This is a genomic window from Robertmurraya korlensis, from assembly GCF_023715225.1.
Lineage (GTDB): Bacteria > Bacillota > Bacilli > Bacillales > Cytobacillaceae > Robertmurraya_A.
Genome location: NZ_JAMBNS010000006.1, coordinates 137,820 through 156,626, shown reverse-complemented (window position 1 = coordinate 156,626; position 18,807 = coordinate 137,820). Strand labels below are relative to the sequence as shown.

Here is an 18,807-nt window from a genome sequence, read left to right as displayed (position 1 = left end):
ATTTTAACATATTTATGAAGCAAAATATTTTGATTACAAGCAATTACTTGCTAAAATACAACTGTTCATTATTTAGGAAAACGAAAGAAGATGATAGGTATGATTGAAAATAAAAATATTCCTCTTTCTGTATTGGATTTAGTTCCCATTGTACAAGGAGGATCTGCTTCACAAGCGTTGAGAAATTCTGCCGCTCTTGCTCAACACGTCGAATCTTTAGGTTATCACCGCTATTGGCTTGCAGAGCATCATAATATGCCGGGGATAGCAAGTGCAGCTACCTCTGTCGTTATCTCTCATGTGGCAGGCCATACGTCAACAATCCGTGTTGGTTCGGGTGGAATTATGCTTCCTAACCATGCTCCCCTTGTTATTGCAGAACAGTTTGGAACACTTGAAGCTTTGTTTCCAGGCCGAATTGATTTAGGACTTGGCCGTGCTCCTGGAACCGACCAAATAACGGCCCATGCATTAAGAAGAGACCGAAGAAGTGATGGAAACGATTTTCCGGAGCAACTAGATGAATTACAATCCTACTTCATACCTAGTGATGATAAAAGGGTACGTGCCTTTCCAGGTGAAGGTCAAACCGTTCCTATTTGGCTACTTGGTTCAAGCGGGTTTAGTGCCCAGCTTGCCGGACAACTAGGGCTGCCTTTTGCCTTTGCTAGCCATTTTTCACCTTTATACACTCTACCTGCTTTGCAATTGTACCGCCAACATTTCCGTCCATCTGACGTGTTAGACAAACCATACGCAATGGTTGCGGCAAATGTCGTTGCAGCAAATACGAATGAAGAAGCGAAAAAACTAGCAACGAGCATGCAACAACAATTTCTTAATCTCATTAGAGGTAACCCTGGTCAGCTTCCACCGCCTGTTGATAATATGGATGAGCTTTGGAGTCCATATGAAAAGGCAAATCTACTGCAACAGTTTGGTGAACCAATTGTCGGGGACCGAGACACGGTAAAAGCAAAGCTCGAGGACTTTTTACATGATACACAAGCAGACGAATTGATGATTCATACGCAAATTTTTGACCATGAAGCAAGATTGAAATCATACGAGATTGTCGCAGATGCTTTAAGAAAATAAATCAAAAGGAGCAGCTTTTCAAAAAGCTACTCCTTTCAACTATTAAATACCTTACCTAATCTTACCATACATAAACTTCAGCATCGTATAGGCAGCAAGTCTTGTTGTCATATCACGAATATCCTTAGATGGATCAACTTCAACTATATCCATAGCCTTTACCTTCTGATGAGCAGAAGCTATTTCAATAGAAGATAGTAACTCTCTACTCGTAAGACCCCCAGGACCGATGGCTGGGCAGCCAGGAGCAAAGGCTTGATCCACAACATCCATATCAACAGACAAATATAGATAATCTACTTCTTTCTCTAAACGTGTCAATTCAGTTATTAAAATAGAAGCCAATCCTATTTTTTCTATATCAGCCATCGTGTAGACATGTATCCCTTTTTCTCTTGTATATTCACGATAAACCTTTGCATTGGAAAAATCTCTGATTCCAAGTTGAACAAGGTGATCTCCCTTAAGATATCCACCTTCTATTAAGCTACGAAAGGGAGTACCATTTGTTTTCCCGCCATCATCAAAGTTTCGTACGTCATGATGAGCATCCCATTGAATGACACCTACTCGGCCAAGCTTTTCAGAAAAGGCACGAATCGAGGGAAAACTCACTCCATGGTCCCCCCCTAGGATCATATAACGTTCACACGCATTCACTTCAAGCATATCTGACACACTTTTATATAACCGCTCTGTCGACTCCATTAAATCAGTTGGATGTGTCAGACAATCACCAAAGTCTAGAATTTTCATATCATGAAAGTCCTTGTCTGCTTCAGCAGAATAGGTAGTAAAGCTTTTAAAATGAGAGCGAATTTTTTGCGGTGCCTCCGCTGCCTGCGAAAGAGAAATGGATGTTTTTGAGAGTGGGAGACCGATGATGCCAATTTCTCCTTTTTCACCTTTACTAAATGGCGATATGGTTTCGGAAACCTTTGTCACATGTCGATCTTGAAAGACCGCTTCCTGCCCAAACGTTAAATACTCAAAGCTCATGATTCAATCCTCCGAATCTTTTCCCTGCAACAAACACGGAGTTTGCATGATTCACACCAAAATGGTAAGGAAGATATTGATAATTAGGAATATCCCATATAACAAAATCAGCCTGTGCACCAATTCTAAGCGTCCCAGCCACATCCTCTTTTCCAATAGCAATGGCTGCATTTATCGTAACGGCATTCCAAATCTCCTCTGCGGACATGTTGAGCTTTAATGCCGCTAAAGACATAATCATTTGGAGATTCTCAGTTACACAGCTTCCTGGATTAAAGTCGGTTGCCAATGCCACAGCTGCACCACCGTCGATCATTTTCCTTGCCTTTGCATAATGCTCTTTTCCCAGATAAAACGTAGTGCCTGGTAATAGCACCGCTACCGTATTACTAGTGGAAAGCTGTTTTATTCCCTCTTCAGAAGCTGCCACTAAATGGTCAGCACTCGTTGCTCCTAATGTGACCGCTAACTCTGTGCCACCAAGCGGATCAATTTCATCTGCATGAATTTTCATTCCGAAACCAAGCTTCTTCCCTGCTTCTAAAAAACGCTTAGATTGCTCGACAGTGAAAACCCCTGTTTCACAAAAAATATCTACATACTCAGCAAGTGACTGCTCTTTAATCTCCTTTAACAAAGAAATCATCTCTTCTAAAAATTGATCACTTTCTCCCTTAAATGCTGGCGGGATTGCATGAGGACCAAGAAATGTAGACACCATTTGTATGGGATACTTTTCCTGTAGCTTTTTCATTACCCGTAGCTGCTTTAGCTCCGTTTCGCGATCGAGACCATAACCACTTTTTCCTTCCACTGTTGTTACTCCATATGAAATCATTCTCTCTAAATGAAAAGAAGACTTTGTTAGCAATTCGTCTTCTGAACTATTTTTTGTGGATTTGACGGTTGATAGAATTCCACCTCCAGAGGCTAGTATATCTAGATAAGGAACGCCCGCCTGTTTTAGTGCCAATTCATGTTCACGTGATCCTGCAAATACGAAATGCGTATGTGGATCTACTAAACCAGGAGATATCACTTTCCCCTGAACGTCAAGATAAGACAAAGCTTCTAGCCTCTCCCCTTTAACCGTTTGACCTATCCAAGCAACCCTTCCATCTTTTACCGCAAGCGCTGCTTTTTCAATAACATGGAGATGCTTCATTTCCTCACCCTTTAGTGGGTGAGATGAAGAAGCAGGCAGAAGCAGCTGACCAATATTAAATAAAAGCAAATCGTACATCAGAATCACCTTTCTCTCAAAATATCAATTTTTATTACGGAGCATCGGAATATCCACGCCTTTTTCTTTTGCCACTTCTAACGCTTTTTCATATCCAGCGTCAGCATGGCGGACAATCCCCATACCTGGATCCGTTGTTAATACGCGTTGTAATCTTTCCTGTGCAAGTTTTGTCCCGTCAGCTACAACTACCATTCCTGCATGCAGGGAATAGCCCATGCCAACACCACCTCCATGATGAACAGAAATCCAAGATCCACCTGCTGCCACATTGATTAATGCATTTAAAATAGCCCAATCACCAACTGTATCACTACCATCCTTCATTGCTTCTGTCTCCCTGTTTGGAGAAGCCACTGAGCCACAATCTAAATGATCACGTCCAATTACAATAGGCGCTTTTAACTCACCTTTTTTTACCAACTCATTAATCGCAAGACCCATTTTCACTCGTTCACCATATCCTAACCAGCAAATACGAGACGGAAGCCCTTGGAAGCTCACCTTTTCTTGAGCCATGGTGATCCATCTTTGCAATGGTTCATTTTCAGGAAAAAGCTCTCTGATTAACTGATCGGTACGGTAAATATCATTGGGATCCCCTGATAAAGCTACCCAGCGAAACGGACCTTTTCCTTCACAAAACAACGGTCGAATAAAAGCAGGAACAAAGCCTGGAAAATTAAATGCGTTTTTCTCTCCTTCATCAAACGCCACCTGCCGAATATTATTACCGTAATCAAACGTGATGGAACCACTTCGTTGAAACTCAAGCATCGCTTGAACATGAACCATCATGGAATTTTTGGACAAACTTATATATTTACTAGGATCTTGATTTCGAAGTATTTGAGCTTTTTCAAGTGAGAGACCACTTGGAATATAACCATTTAGAGGATCATGAGCGGATGTTTGATCTGTCACAATGTCTATAGGAATCTTTTTTTGTAACAGTTCGTGATGAATATCTGCAGCGTTACCAACGAGTGCAATGGAAAGTGGTAATCCATTTACCTTTGCCTCCTGCGCCCAGGCAATTGCCTCATCAACAGAGTGTGTGACTCGGTCACAATATTTTGTCTTGATTCTCTTTTGCACCCGCTCTACATCGACCTCAACCGCGATACAAACTCCTCGATTCATCGTGACCGCCAAAGGTTGCGCACCACCCATTCCACCCAAACCAGCAGTTAAAGTGATGGTTCCTTGTAAGGAACCACCGAAATGCTGTCTTGCTAACTCTGCAAATGTTTCATACGTCCCCTGTAAAATGCCTTGCGTTCCGATGTAAATCCAGCTGCCTGCTGTCATTTGTCCATACATCATGAGTCCCTTTTGATCCAACTCATGAAAATGTTCCCAGTTTGCCCACTTCGGAACAATGACCGAATTAGATAAAAGAACACGAGGTGCAGCAGCATGCGTTTTGAAAACGGCTACAGGTTTCCCTGATTGAATGAGCAACGTTTCATCATTTTCAAGCCTTTTTAACGTTTCAACGATTGCGTCAAATGCCTCCCAGTTTCGAGCAGCTTTCCCAATTCCACCGTAAACGACAAGATCCTCCGGTTTTTCCGCCACATCAGGATCTAAATTATTACAAAGCATGCGAAGTGCGGCTTCCTGTTCCCAGCCCTTACACTCCATTTGATTTCCTCGTTTGGCTATAACAACACGATTTTGGTTTGCATTCATTGAACATATCCTCCTTCTTTTGAATCAGTAGTTGTGGTCCTGTTAAGATAATGCAGCAATTCGCTTCGTACTAGGAAATCCCGTCTAATAACCAAACTCCTTTTCCTTCAACCAGGCAGCCATCTTTTCAATATCTTTCGAATATACTCGATCACTATCAATAGATGGTACGATTTTTCTTGCTTCTTTATAAAAAGCTAGAGTAGCTGGGGCCATTTTTTCAATCCCGCGGTATTGAACAGCTTGAAGGGCACATATGCATTCGATTGCTAGGACACGACGTACATTTTGGATGATCATATAAGCGTGCCTTGAGGCGATGGTTCCCATGCTTACGTGGTCTTCTTGGTTAGCTGATGATGGGATAGAGTCTACACTTGCTGGATGTGCTAGAGTCTTATTCTCAGAAACAAGAGAAGCCGCACAATACTGCATGATCATTGCTCCTGACTGTAATCCTGGTTGGGGACTTAAAAACGGTGGGAGGTCATTTAATCCCGGGTTGACGAGCCGTTCAATTCGACGTTCTGATATATTGGCGAGTTCAGCCATGGCAATTTTCATAAAATCCATAGCGAACGCTATCGGTTGACCGTGGAAGTTCCCACCTGAAATGACCATTTGGCCGTTATTAAATATAAGTGGATTATCGGTTGCTGCATTCATTTCAATTTCGAGCTTTTCCTTTACATAATCTAATGCTTGTAACGTCGCACCATGTACCTGAGGAATGCATCGTAAAGAATACGCGTCTTGAACTCTCTTTTCGCCTTGACTTGTTATAAGCTTACTTTCTTTAAGCAGCTCACACATTCTCCCAGCAACTTCTGTTTGTTGTACATATCCACGCGCTTCATGAATCGCAGGATGAAAGGCATCAATAATTCCTTCTAAACCTTCAATTGTCATCGCTGCAATGACTTCACTTTGGTAAAACAATCTCATTGATTCAATCCAATTAATGACGCCTTGCGCAGTCATTGCTTGTGTTCCATTAATTAGGGCCAATCCTTCCTTTGCCTTTAATGAAATAGGTTTAATTCCTCTTTCTTTAAGTACGACGCTCGCTTCAAATATTTCACCTTCAAAATGCACTTGTCCTTCACCTATAAGCACGAGTGCTAAATGTGATAAAGGAGCAAGGTCTCCAGATGCGCCTAACGAGCCCTGCTGAGGCACAACCGGATGTATCCGCTCATTTAACAGAGTTTGGAGCTGTTTGATTATCTCTACCCTTACTCCTGAGAACCCTTTAAGAAGAGCATTTAAACGCAGGAGCACCATTGCACGTGAGACAACTTCTGGAAATGGATCACCCACTCCACACGCGTGAGAGCGGATTAAATTTAACTGCAAATCATTCACATCTTTTTCCGCAATCATGACATCACTAAATTTCCCAAAGCCGGTAGTAATCCCATAGATCGTTTTCTTTTTTGATACAATTTCCTCAACAGAGTATCGAGATTCCTCAACTTTCCTCATACTTGCTTCTTCTATTTCTACCGTTGCAAACCGATAGCAAATATCCTTAACTTGCGAAAGGGTTAAGGATTGACCTGTTAACACAACCTTCATGATTCTCCCTCCAACTTCACCTCTTTAAGTGACTAACATTCAAATAATATATTCTGAAAGTTTTTGTAATTCTATTGTAAGTGTATGTTTTTAGATAGGTCAATGAAAAATTGGTAAATTTTAGTATATTAGAATGGTAGTTTACTGCTTTGGTAAAGGGACAGAGTAGGTTTAAATAAAAGGGAAAAACCAACTTATAAGTAATTTGCTCTTATTAAAAATTATTTTAAAATATCATTTGTTATTATGTAAAAAAGTTCTTTCCCTTCAAACCGTATGTTTTCTTATCAATGCTCATATTTTTAACTGACAATCTCGAATAAGAGGTGTGGTGCTAATGAGAAGTGAAAAGTTAAAGAAGGCGAAAGATCATTTAATTGAAAGCTTGAGAGATAAGCAGAGAAGAGATGGTTCGTGGAAGTTTTGTTTTGAAGGAAGTTTAATGACAAATGCATATATGATTATTTTGTTACGTTCATTGAACATCCAATCAGAGGAGATGCTCATTAAACGATTGGTGCATGAGATATGTAGAAAACAAGAAAACAATGGCTCATGGAAACTTTATTATGATGAAAGATTCGGAAACTTATCTAATACGATTGAATGTTATTTTGCACTCCTTTATTCAGGTTACTTACCAAAGGATTCGGAGGTTCTACAAAGGGCAAAGTCTTTTATTATCAAAAATGGGGGACTTCAAAAATCGGAGTGGTTAACAAAATCCATGTTAGCTATTACAGGGCAAATCCCCTGGCCAACCATTATTAAACTCATTCCTATAGAAATCATGCTTTTACCGAGTTGGTCACCCATTTCCATGTTTGAGATCGTTGGTTACGCTAGAGCTCACTGGGTTCCGATTATCATTTGTTCAAATAAAAACTTTAAGAATGTTCACCCTCAACGTCCTTCTTTAGAAGACTTGAATATTGTTAGAGAAGAAGATCATTCGCAAATTGATAACCGCTCAATAAAATTAATCTCAAAAATTAAATCAGAAGCTATAAAACTAGCAGAAATACCTGGACAAATGCGTGAAGAATCTTTTCATAAAGGTGAAGCTTACATGCTTGAAAGAATAGAATCAAATGGTACATTATATAGCTATTTTAGTTCTACTTTTTTTATGGTTTACTCCCTAATAGCACTCGGATACAAAAAAGAACATCCCCTGATTAAAAATGCCATTGAGGGGATGAAATCTTTTCTTTTTGAAGAAAAAGACCTCTATTATATTGAAAACTCACCATCCACCGTTTGGGATACTGCCCTAATAAGTAATGCCTTGCATATCGCAGGTGTAAAGGATTCGGATCCAATGATAGCAAGCTCCACACAATACTTAATAAACCACCAACACACTACCTTTGGTGATTGGAGGATAAATTGTCCAGACACTCCACCGGGTGGTTGGGGATTTTCTCCAATCAACACGATGGTTCCAGATATAGATGATACGACTGCTGTATTACGTGCACTTTCACCTTCCACCATTTCAAAAAAAATTCCTTCAACCGTTTGGGAAAAAGGAGTAAACTGGGTAACTTCTATGCAGAACAAGGACGGTGGTTGGGCTGCATTTGAAAAAAATATCACGAACAAGTGGCTCTCCTTTATTCCTTTCAGATACGAGGATCGTGTTCTATTTGACCCATCCACTGCTGATTTAACTGGTAGGACACTTCATTTTCTTGGAGAATACACGAACATCGAAAGAAATTCATCCACAATTAAAAAAGGAATTAATTGGCTTAAGAAGCATCAACTTGAGGATGGTTCATGGTACGGCCGATGGGGAATTTGCTATATTTACGGTACATGGGCTGCCGTTACCGGATTATTAGCTTGCGGGGTTAGCCGATCTGATCCAACAATTAAACGAGCGATAAATTGGCTGAATTCGATTCAAAACAATAATGGCGGCTGGGGTGAATCCTGCTCAAGTGACATGAAGATGAAATATACGCCCCTTTATGCTAGTACCCCATCACAAACCGCGTGGGCTCTAGATGCACTAATTTATTATTATGAAAAACCAACTAAAGAATTAGAGACTGGAATGGAATTCCTCTTATCCTCATTCGAAAAAACAAATTGGACGATCGAGTATCCAACAGGGGCCGGTTTGCCTGGTGGTTTTTATATTCATTATCATAGCTATAACTACATTTGGCCACTTGTCACCATTAGCAATTATCAACGAAAATATTTATAGAATTCAAGTGAAAATGACCATTTATGCATAACAAATTTTTTACTGTGGAAAATACCTCCTAGGTAGTCTAACTAGGAGGTATTTGAATGGACACTTTTATCAGGCATAAGTTACTCCAAAATCATAGCGGAGCATATGAACTCATTCTTTACTTAGACGATACTTTAACTGAGTTTTCACAGGAACTTGGCATAAAGTCATCCATCCGCTCTGATATTATGAAGCAAGCAACTCTTTTAATAAAAAATCGTTATCCTTCGATCAAGATTACAGTGGTCAAGGTTGTGTTAGGTGGATTTGTAATGAGCACCTTGCCAGTCGCAGCTGATCGCGCTTTTGCTAATACGGCTATTCAGCAAACAAATTCAAACGTCTTTTACTCCGTGTCCCCTGGTGATACATTGTGGGGATTAAGCAAAAAATTTGCGACCTCTGTGGATCTTATTAAATCAGCTAATAAACTATCCTCTGATACATTAACTATCGGACAAAAGCTTGTTATACCAAAAGCAATACATACAGTCCAAGCTGGAGATACGCTATATAGTTTATCGAAGAAATACAATACAACTGTTGATAGCATTAAAGAAGCCAATCAAATGTCATCCACTACATTATCTATAAATCAAAAACTGATTATTCCAGCTATTCTAGAAATACCCCAAACACCTGCTGTTGCGGAAACCACAGCTACTCCTACTAGTGTCACCCATACAGTTGTTGCTGGAGATACACTCTACAGTCTCGCCAAAAAATATAATACTACGGTGGATGCACTAAAAAAGCATAATCAACTGTCAAGTGACGTTTTGAGCTTAGGACAAATATTAACGATTCCTTCAACACAATCGGTAGCTACAACTCCAGGACCGACAACAACTACCCCATCGCTCCCTGACACTTATACAGTGGTTAGTGGGGATAGTCTATATTCAATCGCATTAAAGTTTGGTTTAACAGTTGATGAACTAAGATCTCGAAATCAATTAGTCAGTGATGTATTACGAATTGGTCAAGTGTTACAAATTAGTGATAAAGCTGTTTCCACTCCGATTAGCACAGTTAGCTTTACCACACATAAAGTGCAAGCTGGTGATTCGATTTGGAGCCTGAGTATAAAATATGGAATTCCACAGGCAGAACTTTTACAAGCAAATGGGTTAACCACCTCAAGTATGCTCTCGATCGGTCAAGAGTTACGAATACCCGTTCATAAAATACCTGTAAAAGAGACCGTCAGTCCGAATCATGGTGAATTATTAAATTGGTGGACGGAAGCCCAATATGTATTTACAATTGGGAAGGTAGCTAAGGTAACAGATCTTGCTACAGGAAAATCATTTACAATTAAACGGACGATTGGTGCAAATCATGCCGATTGTGAAACGCTAACTGTCAGCGATACAAATACCGCAAAAACCATATGGGGAGGCTATTCATGGACAGCACGTGCGGTTATTGTTGAAGTGGATGGCAGAAAATTAGCAGCTAGTATGAGCTTTTATCCCCATGAACGTGAATACATTATGGATAATGGAATAACTGGACATTTTGATGTGTATTTTTCTGACAGTACAAGGCATGTAGATGGCAAAACGGATCCTTCTCACCAAGCCCAAGTCGAAAAGGCTGCTGGAGTGAGATAAATAAAGAAACAAGGAGCTATTAATGAGCTCCTTGTTTTTTCTCATGATTATAGGATGTCTAATCTAGCAACTAGAGCTAATAGAACTTGTAGAAGCACTTGTACGTTAACAGCTAAATCTGTATCAGTAGTTGTTACTTTTACACCACGAGAGTTTTCGATATACGTTTGTTGACGATTAACCTGCTTATTAATTAGTTTTTGCGTTAATTCTTGAGTTAATACTTCAGCTTGGTCGCTACTAGCAATTGAGATACTAATGACTAGTTGAATAGCCGCTTGAAGAGCAACTTGTAGGTTGATGGCTGCTTGCGTGTCAGTAGTGATTACTTCAACATCACAAGAATCTTTGATTACGATAGACTCAAATGATGCTTGCACGCTTTTAGTTGTTTGATCCGCTTCTTGTGTTTCATCACCTGAGCAGAAGTCCCAAGGATGTGCACAATTAGGATCTAATGCATTAAATTTTTGAGGTGCGTATGCGTATCCGCCTCTGTTGTCAGCAAGTACTGGTGTTTCGCCTTTCCATACTCTTGAACTCATATATGATTTCCTCCTTATTGAATTTAGTTATTACACTATTGGTATATGTAAGTTTGACCCGGTCTGGCAGGGCAAAAGACTATATTTATAAAAAAATGGACTATAGACTAGTCATTTTTTTAGGTAAAAAACTAGAAAAAGTGGTTGCTTGTCACAACCACTTTTACGATTACTTTTTTGTAATATTAGTAAGAGACTCAACGTTTTGCTTAAGGCCTTCAATTAGACTTCTTAACTCTGCTCTATCTTCATCTGAAAGCTGTGGCTTTGTATTAAGGTTTATGCCGTGTCTTTTTAACGTAGCATTAATTAATAAATCCATACTTTGTTTTGAGATTTTTTCAAACTCTTCTTTATTACTCATTTAAATCCCTCCTACCTTTTTAATATAGGTTATGTCACGATACTTCTCGATGTGTTAAGGGTATATGACCCATTTTTATTGAAAAAATAAAAACCATAGAAATTTCTCCTATGGTAGGTCAGGTGGGCATGTATAAGTGTTCTTACTTAAACCAGCCTTTTTCTTTAGATTGTGTAATGGCTTCAATTCTGTTTGTAACTTCAAGTTTCTCCAGTATCGCTGATATGTAATTTCTAACCGTTCCAGTTTTGATATTTAACTGCTCAGCGATCTCCTTCGTATTCCTTCCGTCAGCAACTAGCTCAAGAACCTCACGTTCTCTTTCTGTTAAAGGATTTTCCTCTGTATAAAGATCGTCCATTAGTTCAGGTGCATAAATTCGCTTGCCAGCTACAATACTTCTTATTGAGCTTGCCAATTCTTCACTTGGACTATCCTTTAAGAGATACCCTCTTACACCCGCTTTTAAGGCACGCTGGAAATAGCCTGAACGCGCAAATGTCGTTAGAATAATTACTTTACAGTTTCCACCCTTTAGTTCTTCAGCCGCTTCAAGCCCTGTCTTTTCTGGCATTTCAATATCCATAATACATACATCCGGCTGGATTTGTTTCACAAGGGAAACAGCTTCGTTTCCATTATTCGCCTTCCCAATCACTTCCATATCGTCTTCTAGGCTCAGAAGAGAACCTAACGCTCCTAACAGCATTCGCTGGTCTTCTGCAATAACGATTTTGATCATATAGAATTTTCCTCCTTTGCGACCTGGACAAGAGGCACCTTCATAATTAGTTTGGTTCCACCATCACCGATAATTTTTAGACTTCCATTAACAAAATCAAGACGTTCTCTCATCCCAATTAACCCATGTCCTGATGTTTGGTTCTGCTTTTGCCAAAGACCTATTCCATCGTCTTGTACGATGATCGTTATGTCTTTTGAGGATTGTTTTATCGTCAGTTGAACTACATTTGCCTGACTGTGCTTAACGACATTTGTTATGGCTTCCTTAATACACATGCTTAAAATGTTTTCAAGAAATAATGAAACATGAGAAACTGGTTTTTCTTGACTATAGATTAACTCAATATCAGCCGCCTTTAATATTTGTCTAACGAGAACAATTTCTTCATCTAGCCGAATTCCTCTCATTTGTGATACTAATTGACGAACCTCATTTAACGCAGTTCTTGCTGTCTGCTGCACATCCCTTAACTCATGTTTGGCCTGTTCAGGATCCTTTATAATCAATCTTCGAGCTAAGTCACTTTTTAAACCGATGAGTGAAAGCTTTTGTCCCAAAGTATCATGTAAATCGCGAGCAATACGTTGTCTTTCCTCCTGTTTCACCAATTCGGCAATCCGTTTGTTTGCATCCTCTAACTTTTCTTCTAGTACCTCCTGCTTTTTACGATTATATATATTAAAAGGTAATAAAATAACACTTATCCAGATGATAATGACAAAAGGTAGCTGTTTTATAAACTGAGGATCTTGTAGAACCACATTGTAATTAATCGCAAATGTGGTTGCGACAAGATGGATTACGTATATAGTCATAAAGGCAACACGTTTTTTAATATTTCCGTTGTAATACGCTATGTAAAATGCAAAATATACAAACGAAAAGAGAATAGCCATTGTAATAGAAATACTAATTAAAATAATCGTCCATAAGTAGACTGGCCAACGTTTTGATAAGAACGCAAATCGTAAGGTAATAAAAAATATAACAGTTAGTATGATTCCTGCAACAATTTCAGGCGTGGATGATGATTGAAAGATAAAATAAAAAGGAAGTATACTGATAACGCTCCAAATATAGGGCGAAATACCCCAATTTCTTTTTGATATTGGTTTTTTAAACACGATTCAAACCTCATTTTCTTACCAGCTTTTTCTATATAGTATCACATCTTTTAAAAATGAAAAGAAGGTTGCCTATAATTAGCAACCTTTGTAATTGACTTTAGATTAGGTTGAAGCATTTGAAGAGTTATTACGCTTTTGTATCGCGTTTACCCCCATAATTACAGCTATTAATTCTGGTGATGTTAACGTATTAGAGTGATTGTCTAATTCGTAAGCTGCGGATGAAAAAATACCACTTACTTTCTTAAAAGTCGCAATTACCAATTCATCTGCCTCTCGCTTAATCACATATTCCTTTGAAAACAATTCCGAATCAATTAAAAAAAGGTCTCGATCATATGCTTCATAGGAATATTTTTTTGAGAAGAAAGCAAATTTCTCCTTTAATTTCCCTAACTCAGTACCTTCACTATCTAATACTCTCCAATGAATACCTAGCATTGGAAACTTAGCACTAACTAGAACTTCCTGTTTTCCATTCAATATATCTACAGATGATGAAAACATACTTTTAAGATCAATCTCTCCAATCTTTTCTTCCTCTTCCGTTAAAATATCCGTCTTTCCTGTAGAAAAAAAAGAATCGGAAAAGTACAGTTTCTTTTGGTTCACCGAAACTCCCCCTAACTTACTGTTAACTTATCTTATATACGGGGCAATGTTTAAAAAGATTCACAGCATTAAAAAACCACTCAAATGAGTGGTGACTACTTATTAGCTAAAACTGCTATAAATTCTCTCATATAGTCAGGTAAATCTGGTGGACGGCGACTTGAGATAATATGTCCATCGACGATAACTGGAACGTCTAACCACTCAGCTCCCGCATTGATCATATCATCTTTAATCCCTGGAGTACTTGTTACTTTTCTACCTGATAAGATTTTTGCAGAAATCAATACCCAACCGGCGTGACAGATTTGGCCTATCGGCTTTTCTGCCTGATCCATGGAACGAACCATGGAAAGAATACTTTCAAATCTTCTTAATAAGTCAGGTGACCATCCACCTGGTACAAGAATGGCATCGTAATCTTCTGAGTTAATATCTGTAAAGGCAAAATCAGATTTAATAGGAACTCCATATTTTCCTATATACGTTTCTCCTGCTTTTTCTCCTACAATATCAACGACTGCCCCTTCTTCACGAAGTCGCAGAACAGGGTACCATAATTCTAAATCCTCAAAGTCATGGCTAACTAGCTGGATGATTTTTTTTCCTACTAACTTCAAACCTTCTCACTCCTTTTGGATATCTTACTTCTCCGGGATCTCACAAGAATCATCTGTACATACTCCCGCATCATCGGAAGACAGATTTTGAAGTCGACTATTTGTGTTCTCCTCTTCCCAAACCTTTTCTAGCGCGTTTTTAAAGGTTTCCAAAGGCTGTGCTCCGGAAATTCCATATTTATTATTTACTACAAAGAATGGTACACCAGTTATTTTGTATTGCTGTGCGATTGTCTCATCGATTCGAACATCATTCGCATAAAGTGTGTTGTCGTCTAACACTGTCATTGCTTCCGCTCTATTAATACCCACACTTTCAGCAATTTCTACTAATAACTCTTTTTTAGATAACAGCTTGTTCTCTGTAAAATAAGCATACAAAAGCTTTTCGGTAAGTTCCTTTTCTTTTCCTACCGTTTTGGCGTACTTAGCTAAGCGGTGAGCATCAAAGGTATTACTAGGCATCATTTCGTCAAAACGAAATTGTAATCCGACAGTAGCCGCTTGTTTCGCCATATTTTCATTTGCTCGTTTTGCTTCCTCCACACTCATCCCGTATTTCTTTGCCAATGCCTCATGAATCTTCATTGTAGGCTCCATCGGCGAATTAGGATCCAATTCGAATGCTTTAAACTCTACCTCTATTTGGTCTTTATGTTCAAATTGATTAATTGCTTCCTCTAGTCTTCTTTTTCCAATATAACAAAATGGACAAACAAAATCTGACCATACTTCAATCTTCATAGAAACCCCACCTACAAAAATAATTTACTTGCATATGAACCATAGTGTGCAACAACAACAAGTTATTAAACGCATATATGATTTGTTAATTGTACCCCTCCTTATATTACGCTGTAAATCATTCTGCTCACATGAAAAAATCCCGCTATACAGCGGGATCCCTAATTTATGAAAACAAACTCTTCAAACTATCGATAAACGACTTAAAAAAATTGGCAATAGTGTCCAGAAATCCTTTGTTTTCACTAATTGCGTTCTCAATACGATTTTGGATATCCTTTGATAGATCTTCTAACTGTGATTGAACATTTTCAAAATTAATATTAAGATTACGCATTTTTTCAAAAAGGTCAATTAATAGCTGACGATCTTCTTCACTTAATTGAACATTTAAAGTTTGGAGCTTTTCGTCAATCAATTGCTCCAATTCTTCCTTTGTTGCTGGTTTTTGTTCAGCAATTTCTTTCTTTATTTCAGTTAGCAGCTCACTTACCTTATCTTCATCGAGCCCTTCCTTTTTGGCTAAATCTGTTGCTAGCGTTAATTCTTCATTCGCTACTTCTGTACGCTCTTGATTCAGCTCTGTCCCTTCACCCTCGTCGTATGCTTTATACATACCAACTAGAGCGGAGTGTCCACTTACCTTAACCGGAGATGCTACATCTACAACTGCATCCTCAATCCCTGCAGTTAATAAAGCATTGGCATACATTTCACTCGTTACTTCTGTAATGTTCTCTGGTGTAACTTGGTTAATAACCAGTCCTTCCCCTTTTTCCTTACGAGTGATTTTTGCGGAGGAGTACATATTTGAGTTTTTATCTCCGTCAATATAATAAACAAGGTCTTGACCTGTTACCGTAATTTCAGTTACTTTACTTGTATCCTTTACCCCGAGCAGGTCTCTTACCTCTGCTTTTTGACTGTCGGACAAGGCTGCACCATATACAACAATTGGAAGACCAAATTTTTCATTAATACTTTCTTCGTCATTTGAATTCGTTGAGGCATAAACCAATTGATTTGAACTGATCACTACAAAAGCTAGGGCAACCATACAAATCCATTTTAACAACTTCATTTTCTTTCCTCCTAATAGTGTTAAGCATGTACTCTCTATCCTATGTTCTTGAGTAATTAATATTTCATAAATTAAATTCTTTGAACAAATGAGAAGATAAATGAGTAAACCAGTTGGTAAGCCTCCGCAACGGTCATATCCTCACGAAAACCGGGAAGTGTATGTAGGGAAAAATTAATATTCCAAATACCTTCTTGCGCATCGAACATTAAGTCTACTGGCTCTTCAGAATCACTTGAGTGTTGTGAAAAGTAATCCCTAAGCTGAGAGGAATATTTCTTTTGAATTTTAAGACCGAGCATCACATCGTAGGTCTTAAATAAGTCATCAACTTCAAAGGAAATGGCATCGATGCCAATCAACGTAAACCATTTCGATTCCATATATAGAAACTCATTCATATGTTCCTTAAAATACGTAATCGGCTCATTTAAGAAGTTCGCATTTTCCTCTCCCAGAAATTCTTCCGTTTCCTTATTTGAGCGTTCCATATATGCATCAAGAAACCTAGATTCCCCGCCTATTTTGACAATTTCCGTATCAGCGTTGGTTAATCCACTGTTTATGACAAAATCGTATTCCTCTGGATATAATTCAACCTTGCTTTGATTTTTCATTAAATTCTGTATTGATTCTTTTAACATGAGAGAATCCTCCTAAGTAATTGCTATCTTCAGTTTTTACAAACTCACTTCAATGCATACTGGGCAGTGGTCACTTCCCATTACATCGCAATGAATCTGTGAGTCTATTAATTTCGGAGCAATACTATTTGATAAAATGAAATAATCAATACGCCATCCGATGTTCCTTTCTCGGACCTTGCTCATATATGACCACCAAGTGTACGTATCTTTTTGTTCTGGATATAAATAGCGGAAAGAGTCCACAAAGCCAGAACTTAGCAGGTTGGACATTTTACCTCTTTCTTCCGATGTAAAACCAGAGTTTCCGATATTGCTTTTTGGATTTTTTAAATCAATCTCTTCATGGGCCACATTTAAATCCCCACAATAGATGACTGGTTTTTTCTTATCTAGTTGAGTTAAGTATTCAGATAATTTATCCTCCCATTGCAAACGGAGAGGCAATCTAGCTAAATCACGTTGTGAATTTGGTGTATACACATTTACTAGGTAGAAATTTTCATATTCAAGGGTAATAATTCGCCCCTCTGATTGAGATTCATGTTCACCCACACCATATGAAACGGAGAGTGGTTTATGTTTTGTAAAGATGGCTGTCCCTGAATATCCCTTTTTCTCTGCGTAATTCCAAAATTGATAATAACCTTCTAACTGTAAATCAATTTGACCTTCTTGCAGCTTCGTTTCTTGTAACGAAAAAAAATCTGCATTCATTTCATGAAAATAGTCTAAAAAGCCTTTTTTTACACAAGCTCTTAAACCATTCACATTCCAAGATATAAACTTCATCTATATTTCTCCTCTATCTAAATCTGAGCCTCATTTTACTATAATTTATCATGTCTGTCCAAAATGAAAAAGGATGCACGTTTCCGCATCCTCATTATTACGTTTGTAAAAACTGCATAATTTCCTGCTTTTTCTCTTTATATACTTGTCTGCCTAACTCGATTAGCCATTCAATTGTCTCTACCTCATCAAAAGGAACTTCTTTGCCTAAATCCGTATTTAATCGTAAGTAGTTTTCTCCAAGTAAATGTCGACACTGATACGAGATCGATTCCGAGGATAAATGAAGGGCAAGGTCCAAGAGCTTTGGTGTAAAGGTCATCGTATGTAACCGAAGAGGCATCCAGTGCTTAATCCCCCATAAATGAGATTTTTTAGAATTAAAATTGATTTTTTGTTGACCAAGTCCAATCGATAATATTTTTATTTGTTCCATTTCTAATTCGTAATGGTTCATCGCTTCCGTAATACATACTAGCGACGGATTGTTTGCCCATAGACCCCCATCAATGGTAATGACTTCATTATTTATATTGTTAGGTGGAAAATAGATTGGAGCAGAGCATGAGGATAGTACAGCATCCCAGAGCTTTATGTGATCATTTTCGCCTTTCTCATGAATGGCATCATGCGATCGATGAACATATGGTTTCCCCTCGGTTACATTGACTGCAGGAATTAAAAGTGGAATACCTACCTCAGCAAGCGATTGCTCCTTAAATGCTTTTTGTATAAAGCGACGGAGATCACGATCACTATAAATACTGCGAAACAAGCCGATTCTTGCTTTTCGTTTAAAAATTTTTCTTCCATAGTGACGGTACCCCTCGAGGAGTTCACCCATTTCCCTTTTTACAGCAATGGAAGCAGCTATGATTGAGCCTGTACTTGTACCTGCAACAAGGTCAATGGAATCTCGAATGCTCATTCCTATATCCTTTTCTAATTCCTGTAGAATGGCAACTGCAAAAACCCCACGAATTCCTCCACCATCAATACATAACATCTTCATGTTTTCACCTTTCCTCCATTCTTCTTAACTTCCCCAAAGAGAAA

18 protein-coding genes are annotated in these 18,807 nt (G+C 38.5%); 3 read left to right on the top strand and 15 right to left on the bottom strand.

Annotated features, from left to right (window positions below):
• Nucleotides 1-99: 99 nt before the first annotated feature.
• The gene (locus M3175_RS12795) at nucleotides 100-1,098 is read left to right on the top strand and encodes an LLM class flavin-dependent oxidoreductase (protein ID WP_251519522.1); all 999 of its coding nucleotides are present in this window, start codon (nucleotides 100-102) and stop codon (nucleotides 1,096-1,098) included.
• Between the two features lie 51 nt (nucleotides 1,099-1,149).
• On the opposite strand, the gene hutG is transcribed toward M3175_RS12795, so the two are convergent.
• From hutG to hutH, 4 genes are all read right to left on the bottom strand, one after another.
• Complete coding sequence (gene hutG / locus M3175_RS12790; protein WP_251519520.1) at nucleotides 1,150-2,097, bottom strand: formimidoylglutamase; 948 nt, start codon at nucleotides 2,095-2,097, stop codon at nucleotides 1,150-1,152.
• Nucleotides 2,087-3,340, bottom strand: coding sequence for an imidazolonepropionase (gene hutI, locus M3175_RS12785; protein WP_251519519.1), 1,254 nt, complete (start codon nucleotides 3,338-3,340; stop codon nucleotides 2,087-2,089). Before hutI ends, hutG begins: the two co-directional genes overlap by 11 nt.
• Nucleotides 3,341-3,364: 24 nt before the next feature.
• Nucleotides 3,365-5,035 carry a urocanate hydratase gene (hutU, locus tag M3175_RS12780; protein ID WP_251519518.1) on the bottom strand — a complete coding sequence of 557 codons (1,671 nt, stop codon included), beginning with the start codon at nucleotides 5,033-5,035 and terminating at the stop codon, nucleotides 3,365-3,367.
• An 84-nt stretch (nucleotides 5,036-5,119) separates the two neighbouring features.
• Nucleotides 5,120-6,613, bottom strand: coding sequence for a histidine ammonia-lyase (hutH, locus tag M3175_RS12775; RefSeq protein ID WP_251519517.1), 1,494 nt, complete (start codon nucleotides 6,611-6,613; stop codon nucleotides 5,120-5,122).
• 337 nt (nucleotides 6,614-6,950) lie between these two features.
• Between hutH and shc the strand changes: the two genes are divergently transcribed.
• A complete protein-coding gene (gene shc / locus M3175_RS12770; RefSeq protein WP_251519516.1) occupies nucleotides 6,951-8,831 on the top strand; it encodes a squalene--hopene cyclase in 1,881 nt (626 codons plus the stop codon).
• 86 nt (nucleotides 8,832-8,917) lie between these two features.
• Nucleotides 8,918-10,477, top strand: a complete 1,560-nt coding sequence (locus M3175_RS12765) for a LysM peptidoglycan-binding domain-containing protein (protein ID WP_251519515.1) — start codon at nucleotides 8,918-8,920, stop codon at nucleotides 10,475-10,477.
• A 47-nt stretch (nucleotides 10,478-10,524) separates the two neighbouring features.
• Here the strand turns inward: M3175_RS12765 and M3175_RS12760 are convergent, their stop codons facing one another.
• The 11 genes from M3175_RS12760 to M3175_RS12710 form a co-directional block, all read right to left on the bottom strand.
• The gene (locus M3175_RS12760; RefSeq protein ID WP_251519514.1) at nucleotides 10,525-11,022 is read right to left on the bottom strand and encodes a spore coat protein; all 498 of its coding nucleotides are present in this window, start codon (nucleotides 11,020-11,022) and stop codon (nucleotides 10,525-10,527) included.
• Between the two features lie 169 nt (nucleotides 11,023-11,191).
• Entirely contained in the window at nucleotides 11,192-11,386 is a 195-nt protein-coding gene (locus M3175_RS12755) for a hypothetical protein (protein ID WP_251519512.1), read from the bottom strand.
• Between the two features lie 142 nt (nucleotides 11,387-11,528).
• Entirely contained in the window at nucleotides 11,529-12,128 is a 600-nt protein-coding gene (locus M3175_RS12750; protein WP_251519511.1) for a response regulator transcription factor, read from the bottom strand.
• Nucleotides 12,125-13,255 carry a sensor histidine kinase gene (locus tag M3175_RS12745; protein WP_251519510.1) on the bottom strand — a complete coding sequence of 377 codons (1,131 nt, stop codon included), beginning with the start codon at nucleotides 13,253-13,255 and terminating at the stop codon, nucleotides 12,125-12,127. Before M3175_RS12745 ends, M3175_RS12750 begins: the two co-directional genes overlap by 4 nt.
• A gap of 105 nt (nucleotides 13,256-13,360) precedes the next feature.
• Entirely contained in the window at nucleotides 13,361-13,870 is a 510-nt protein-coding gene (locus M3175_RS12740) for an LURP-one-related family protein (RefSeq protein WP_251519509.1), read from the bottom strand.
• A gap of 95 nt (nucleotides 13,871-13,965) precedes the next feature.
• Complete coding sequence (locus tag M3175_RS12735; protein WP_251519508.1) at nucleotides 13,966-14,490, bottom strand: type 1 glutamine amidotransferase domain-containing protein; 525 nt, start codon at nucleotides 14,488-14,490, stop codon at nucleotides 13,966-13,968.
• 24 nt (nucleotides 14,491-14,514) lie between these two features.
• Entirely contained in the window at nucleotides 14,515-15,234 is a 720-nt protein-coding gene (locus M3175_RS12730) for a DsbA family oxidoreductase (RefSeq protein WP_251519507.1), read from the bottom strand.
• Between the two features lie 166 nt (nucleotides 15,235-15,400).
• Nucleotides 15,401-16,315 carry a DUF1002 domain-containing protein gene (locus M3175_RS12725; protein ID WP_251519506.1) on the bottom strand — a complete coding sequence of 305 codons (915 nt, stop codon included), beginning with the start codon at nucleotides 16,313-16,315 and terminating at the stop codon, nucleotides 15,401-15,403.
• A 71-nt stretch (nucleotides 16,316-16,386) separates the two neighbouring features.
• On the bottom strand, nucleotides 16,387-16,959 hold the full coding sequence (locus M3175_RS12720) for a branched-chain amino acid aminotransferase (RefSeq protein WP_251519505.1): 573 nt from the start codon (nucleotides 16,957-16,959) through the stop codon (nucleotides 16,387-16,389).
• Between the two features lie 36 nt (nucleotides 16,960-16,995).
• The gene (locus M3175_RS12715) at nucleotides 16,996-17,751 is read right to left on the bottom strand and encodes an exodeoxyribonuclease III (protein WP_251519504.1); all 756 of its coding nucleotides are present in this window, start codon (nucleotides 17,749-17,751) and stop codon (nucleotides 16,996-16,998) included.
• Nucleotides 17,752-17,848: 97 nt separating this feature from the next.
• Complete coding sequence (locus M3175_RS12710; protein ID WP_251519503.1) at nucleotides 17,849-18,763, bottom strand: CBASS cGAMP-activated phospholipase; 915 nt, start codon at nucleotides 18,761-18,763, stop codon at nucleotides 17,849-17,851.
• Between the last annotated feature and the right edge of the window lie 44 nt (nucleotides 18,764-18,807).